Genomic DNA, 6,490 nt, shown 5'->3' with positions numbered 1-6,490 from the left:
CTTCGCCGGTCATGAGCCATCGAAAATAGAGCGGGCCGAACAAAAGGGCCACGAGAATATCGCGATTCATGAACTCGTCCCAGGGAGCGAGCACATCAAGGATAAGTCGCCTCCGCGCTGTTTCAAGGTCTGCGATCATCTTCGCGAGCTGCGGTTCATGCGGCAGCTCGGAAATCAGATGCCGCATGACAGCACCGGCCGGAGTTCGCGTCAACCAATGGACAGTGTGGTCCAAAAGGATTCTGATATCCTGCAAGGGATCACCACTGCAGGGCAGGACCGGATTACTGGCTTCGAACATGATGCGCAAGGCATCCGTAACAAGCGCGGCCTTGCTCTTCCAACGCCTGAAGATAGCTGCTTTGCCGACTCCTGCTGCCGCAGCGATGCGATCGAAAGTAAGATCCGCATAGCGCATCGAGGCCAGCAGTTCGGGAACTGCATCGAGGATGGCCTGATGGGTTTCAGGATTCAAAGGACGTCCGCGTTCCGGCTTGGTCATGGGTTCCTCCCCGCTCTTTATATACGGAACCAATCAGTATCGTAAATACCTTTCTTCGTGGGCCTGATCGAAAGTGGAGTTTGATACGCCGGTAAAAAATCGCTCCCAGGCCTCGTTAAAGCACTGACTTATTGGACCTTTTTACCGAATAAAAAAAGTATGGAGAATTGGGCGGCGATCTGCCGAAATGTATTTCAAGTGCAAGCTCGCCCCGTGAGCCCCCTGGAGGAAACCAATCCTGACGCTCGAGGAGACTTGCGATGTCTTTGAACAACAGCAATCTGAAACTGGCACTGATCCTGGCTCTCTCACTCACGGGATCAACCGCGTGCAACAATCAAAAAGCCGAACAGACCGAGGAAGAAGCTGCGACCGAAGAGCAATCGGATGCCACTCCAACTCGTGATAATCGCAGCAGTCAGTCGGGCGATGCCGCCTTTATCAAGATCTTTCCAGACGGCGACGTCGTGGTGAATCGCGGGGAAACCGCAACCGTGTCTGCACCGACTCCGGCTGATGCACCGGCATCGACACCGGCCGCTCCATCGACGTCTGAGTCTGCGGCTCCTGCTCAGGAAGCAGCGGCACCAGCTCCTGCGGACACACCCACTTCAAATTCTCAGGATAGTGCGCCTCCAGCATCCGAGCCCGCACCTTCGAGCCCGGCCCAGGAAACGCCGGCATCAGAAACGCCTGCGGCACCCACGGAGACTGCCAGCCAGCCTCCTTTGGACCCTGTTATCGTGGTGAACGAACCGGCTCCGGCGCCAGCTCCGGCCCCTGCACCAGCGCCTGCACCGGCTCCAGCTGTGACCGACGAGCATGTGGCGGCCAAGGATCCTGAAGACAGCTCGCGTCCTGTTCTGACTCTTAATGAGTCCAACGCCGCAACGATCATCTCGGTGCTGCCCAAAGAGAATAAATCCATCGTCGCGATCGGCAAGCATAATGACTTCGTGCCTGGTCCTTATATGATCATGGCCAAGTGGAGCAATGATTCCAAAAAAGTAAAAGTGAATGTGACCAGCATGGAAGCCAAGGATAAAAACTGTGCGATTGATGATTCCGCCAACCAGGGCGAATGGAAGAGCATCGGGGTCTTTTATCTGACCAAAAATGCCAAGGTCGTGATCACCAATGCGAAAAACAGCAGCTTCGCTGTGAAAAACGAACTGCTTCTGAAACCCGTCATCGCGGAAAACGTCAACTCGCCGTCCAAATTCAAATGCCTCGACGGGCAGATTGATGGTCAGGGTTTGGTTGCATTCCCTTGATCGGCGTAACATTCAATGAATGAAAAGGCCTGCCGATAACAACGGCAGGCCTTTTTTCATCGAGGTGTGGTTCATGCGCTCCGTTCTCATCACCTGCTTTTTGCTCATGATCCCCACAGCCCTGAAGGCGGCTGATAAGCAGGCGTCCTTCGTCTTCATGCCTGCCTACTGGTATGGCTATCACTGGGAAGAAACGCCCGATGGCATCGGCAAGGCCTCCGAACGCCAGGCCATCATCACCGCCGCCTGGCGCGGGCCTTACGGACTCTCCCTTGGGGCGTCCTGGCTGCAAAATACCGTTCATGCCCAGGACAGCCGCGTGCAGCTATCCGCCACGGGTCTGAGCCTCGGCTATGTCGCGCCCGAATATATTTCAGCGTTTTATACCTTTCTGTATAAACCAAGGCTTGACTATGACTTCCCGAGCGTCGAAGCCAAAACCAGCTACTACGGTGGCTCAGGTTCCATCCTCGATCTTGGTCTTCATTTTGGAAGCAGCTGGCTGCGTTTCGGACCACGCGTCCTGCTCATTGATGTCAGCTACAAGACATCCAGCGTGAGCTCGGGCTCGGAAACGGACACCGCTCCGCTCGACGGGCAGCCCTGGCGGGATCGTTGGCTGGAGCCTTATCTGGGTGTGTGGCTGCTCTTCTAAATCTTCCGCCTCCAAGGCCTTTTGACTTCCCAACGCGTTGGTGACCCGGGACCGGTCCCGTGGCATACTGGGCACGCTGAGGTCGCAAGGTTTTCCCGGGAGGACTGAGGATGAGAGGTTTGTACTGGCTTCGCTCTGACCTGAGAATGCATGATAATCCAGCGTTACTCCGCTTCCAGCAGCTCGCGACACAGGGGCATATTCTTTGGTGTCCTTCAGCAAGTCAGAGACGTGCGGGAAAGTTCCGCCGCAGCTTTCTCTGGGCTTCTCTCGCCTCGTTTCAAGCAGCCGTGGAAGATCGCGGCGCTGCCATTCAGATCGAGGATAGAGACATCCGGGACGTTCTTCCTGAACTGCTCCAGAAGCAAAGCTTTGATCGCATTTTTTATAGCAAGGAAGCCTGCAGCGATGAGCAGGCGGACGAAGCGTGGATAAGGAGCCTCGGAATTTCCTGTGAGGCCTTGGAAACAAGAAGCCTTTATAACGAGGCTGATCTGCCTTTCCCCATAGGGGATCTACCCGAAGTTTTCACGCATTTTCGAAAAGCCATCGAAGGTCGTCTTCAGGTTCCAGCCCCCTATCCCGCCCCCACTGCGCTGCCGGAGCCTTTGATGAAAAGAGGACCGAGCGGACTGGATGGCCAGGCGATCGCAAAGCGGATCACGCACCTGCATCCTCATATCCCGGGCGGGGAAGCAGCCGGTATCGACCGAATGAACGCATATATTTGGCAAAAAGATTGTTTGCGCGGCTACAAGGAAACCCGGGATGGAATGTTGAATTGGGATCATTCCTCGAAGCTTTCGCCCTGGCTCGCTGTCGGGGCACTCTCGCCACGGCTGATCCATGCTGAAATCAAGCGTTATGAAAGCGAAAGAATCCAGAACGCTTCGACCTACTGGTTATACTTCGAGCTTCTTTGGAGGGAATACTTTCATTGGATCGCACACAAATGGGGGTCTCGCCTTTTTACCGGCATGAAAGCGCAAGCCCAAACACCGGCTTCAAGCGAAGCCTTTGCAGCCTGGAGCCAGGCCAGGACCGGACAGGCGTTTATAGATGCCAACATGAAGGAATTGAATCTCACAGGCTGGATGTCCAATCGCGGAAGACAAAACGTCGCCAATTACTTCGTAAAGACCATGGGTGGAGACTGGCGATCAGGCGCCGCCTATTTTGAAAAGCAGCTCATCGACTACGATCCGGCTTCAAATTGGGGCAATTGGGCTTATCAGGCGGGCACTGGACAGGATCCTCGCGATCGACGCTTCGATCCCGAACACCAGGCCTCGCTTTACGATCCCGAAGGGCTTTATGTCCGCCTTTGGAATAAGGCTCAGGAACCGACTTCACCGCGAGCCTGAAACATTTTCTTGAAACTCCGGCTCCAGCAAAGCCACAGCCGGACTTAACATTGCTCTACCTTCAGACTGTCAGTGCCCTGATTCGACGTGAGGCACGACGGCGAAGAATGGATAATCACTGAGGCTCAGATACGCTGTATAACGACCCTTGGCTGGATATTTCACCTTGAAGTAAACATCAGCCGAGGAGTTGAAGGAAAGATTCACGCTGCCGTTCGGCACGTTCACGAATCCATTTTGAATTCCGAAATAAACCTGACGATCCCCCCAACCATTCTTGACCGGCGTGGCCGTGAGTGAGCAGTCATCCGCAGCAGCGACCATCCAATCCTCTTTCACATCATAAGTCAGGCTCAGAAGCTGAGGCTGGCCCGTCACCCGTTTCATGCGGGTCGCGGCATTGACGTCCCAGCCGGTGGCATTGCAGCGAAGATAAACAAATTGGGGAAGCTGCGGAATGGAGGCTGGCCATTCAAGGGAAACATCGCTTGGAGTGCGCGCGAACGAAGCCGGAGCAAGACTCAGTAAAAGCCCCAAAGCCGAAATAGTTTTGCCGAAAAGCATACAAACCTCATGTCATGTGTATGAGGTCTTGTATACAAAGGGCAAAGCCCTGGGAGCAAGTCAGATATGGAAAGATCTCAAAGACCCGCAAACCAGCTCTGCATCAAAGGGACAAGGGTATAAACACCACCGCGATCGCAGTTGGCATCACCGCGCGAGGTCAGACCAAGAAGCTTCCACTCTCCTCCCGCGTCCTTCATCATCGCCGGCCCTCCGCTATCGCCCTTGCAGGTATCCGGCAGATGACGATCGCCAGCATAGAATTCCACCTCCGTCGCACCCGGAAATTCGAGACTCACCGTGCGCGTGATAAGCCGCCCATTCACCAGCTCACGACGCCTCACATTCCAAACAAGTCTCGGTTTATACAGCGTGATCGCTTCCATCAGCTGCCGCTTTTCCCAGGGCGATCCCCACGCCGATGTTTGTCCATAACCCAGCAAAAGTATCTCCTGCTCATTCTGCAAACTCGCGCTGAGTTCTGCAGGCGGCATGATTGCAGCGGGATGAAACAAAGGATTCGTGATGGGCTGCTGCAAAGTCCAAAGCGCGATATCATAAGCGGCCCCAGGCTTGATCAGTCCATCCTTGTCCTTGCCCATTGCCGCGGGATTATAGTGCGGATGAACAAAGACGGAGGCGACCGCCAGGGCCTGGGACAGATCCGCTTCGGGATCCTTCTGCCCCCACTGCACGCGGAGGGACGACGCTTCATACACCTCGCCCAGGGAAGATTGCGTGCAGTGCGCCGCGGTCAAAAGCCGATCGGCCGCGATCATCACACCCGAGCAGTAGGCGTACCAGACGCCACCCGAGTCCTCTTTCAAAAGCGCCACGACCGGATAGCTCAAGGCTTCGGCGGCATGACCCTGAATAATTTTCGGAGTGCTGACAGATTCAGGAGCCCTTGCACAGGACAGCAGCGCGAGCACGCAAAGAAACGACAGCATGGCCGAAGGCTTGCCATTCAACATATTAAGGCCTCTTTTGAAATGTTTCGGGATTGAATACAGATAGACAAGTAGCAAGGCTTGCGGGCAGGCGCAAGAAAAAAAAGGAGCCCGAAATCGGCTCCCCGTTTTATCTTCACCGTGATCAGCGTCAGGAAGCCTTGGCCGTCGCCTCGCCCAGGAGGCGTTTGACGTTCGCCACCAGCTCGCTCATGCGGAAGGGCTTATCCATGAAAAGATCAGGCTTCAGATTCGTATGTTTCAAATCGCGCTCCAGACCCGCATAAAATCCAGAGAAAAGGATGACCGGCGTGCCGGGATGCGACTCCCGCACCTTGGCGAGGAGTTCAAAACCATCGACCCGATTCATGCGGATATCGGAGATAATCAGCTGCGGTTTATGACGTTGAAAGATGCTGAACGCGCGAGCCCCGTTATCGGCCGTGAACACATGGAAACCAGCCGCGGTGAGACCAGCTTCCGCGAATTCGCGGATCTCTTCATCATCATCCACGACCAGAACGGTCTGACCGCTGGGAATGATCTGATCGCGATGCGCACCCAATACCGAGGTGGCGTTCGGCAGAAAGACCTGGAAACAAACTTCATCGGGATTGTCGCTGCCGACTTCAATAAAGCCTTCGTGCAGCTCGACGACCTTGTGCACGATCGAAAGGCCAAGGCCAACGCCGTCTTTCATGGCCTCTGCATTCTGTCCCTGAACAAAGGGTGCAAAAAGCTTTTTGCCTTCCGAGGCCGAGATGCTCTTGCCAGGATTGGTCAATTTAAAGACAGCGTAGGTGACGCCATCACGTTCCGCCAGCAGCGTCTGCACGTTGATCTGACTTTTCGTCTGGGAATATTTGATGGCATTCATGATCAGATTCTCCAGCACCTGGCGCATGCGACCCGTATCAAGATACACCTTGATCTCGTCGATATGCCGGGCGCTGATGGACTGCTGCTTTTGCTGTGCGACGATATTCAGGGATTTGACGGCGTCATCGACCAGGGCGGAGAATACCACCTGATCAAACGACAGCTGCAGCCCACCCTGGGACCGGATAGATTCCAAAAGTCCGCGCACCAGAAACTGCGCATTGTCGGAGTTGCGTTTGATTCTCTCGACAAAGGATTGGACCTGGTTCGACATGGTTTGAAAATGTTCGGGAAGCTGAATG

Annotated in this window: 7 protein-coding genes; 3 read left to right on the top strand and 4 right to left on the bottom strand. The window is 54.9% G+C overall.

Translation table 11 applies throughout. The annotated features are described in order from the left end of the window. On the bottom strand, positions 1–502 hold a 502-nt coding region (locus VFO10_RS26345), incomplete at its 3' end, for a TetR-like C-terminal domain-containing protein (protein WP_325144997.1). A 260-nt stretch (positions 503–762) separates the two neighbouring features. Here VFO10_RS26345 and VFO10_RS26340 point away from each other — a divergent pair. The 3 genes from VFO10_RS26340 to VFO10_RS26330 all read left to right on the top strand — a co-directional run bounded on the left by VFO10_RS26340 (position 763) and on the right by VFO10_RS26330 (position 3,795). After that, entirely contained in the window at positions 763–1,776 is a 1,014-nt protein-coding gene (locus VFO10_RS26340; protein WP_325144996.1) for a hypothetical protein, read from the top strand. Positions 1,777–1,849: 73 nt separating this feature from the next. Continuing rightward, on the top strand, positions 1,850–2,431 hold the full coding sequence (locus tag VFO10_RS26335; RefSeq protein ID WP_325144995.1) for a hypothetical protein: 582 nt from the start codon (positions 1,850–1,852) through the stop codon (positions 2,429–2,431). Between the two features lie 110 nt (positions 2,432–2,541). Further along, positions 2,542–3,795: a DASH family cryptochrome gene (locus VFO10_RS26330; protein WP_325144994.1), complete on the top strand. Its 1,254-nt coding sequence runs from the start codon at positions 2,542–2,544 to the stop codon at positions 3,793–3,795. 69 nt (positions 3,796–3,864) lie between these two features. Here VFO10_RS26330 and VFO10_RS26325 read toward each other — a convergent pair whose 3' ends face one another. From VFO10_RS26325 to VFO10_RS26315, 3 genes are all read right to left on the bottom strand, one after another. Next, positions 3,865–4,359, bottom strand: a complete 495-nt coding sequence (locus tag VFO10_RS26325) for a hypothetical protein (RefSeq protein ID WP_325144993.1) — start codon at positions 4,357–4,359, stop codon at positions 3,865–3,867. Positions 4,360–4,436: 77 nt separating this feature from the next. Then, positions 4,437–5,333 (bottom strand): S1 family peptidase, encoded by an 897-nt coding sequence (locus VFO10_RS26320; protein WP_325144992.1) that lies wholly within the window; start codon positions 5,331–5,333, stop codon positions 4,437–4,439. A gap of 127 nt (positions 5,334–5,460) precedes the next feature. Beyond that, positions 5,461–6,490, bottom strand: a 1,030-nt coding sequence (locus tag VFO10_RS26315; RefSeq protein ID WP_325144991.1) for a hybrid sensor histidine kinase/response regulator, incomplete at its 5' end; no start/stop codon positions are given.

The sequence above is a fragment of the Oligoflexus sp. genome, assembly GCF_035712445.1.
GTDB lineage: Bacteria > Bdellovibrionota_B > Oligoflexia > Oligoflexales > Oligoflexaceae > Oligoflexus.
Note: the sequence above shows the minus strand (reverse complement) of the source record. Positions and strands in the feature narration are given on the sequence as shown.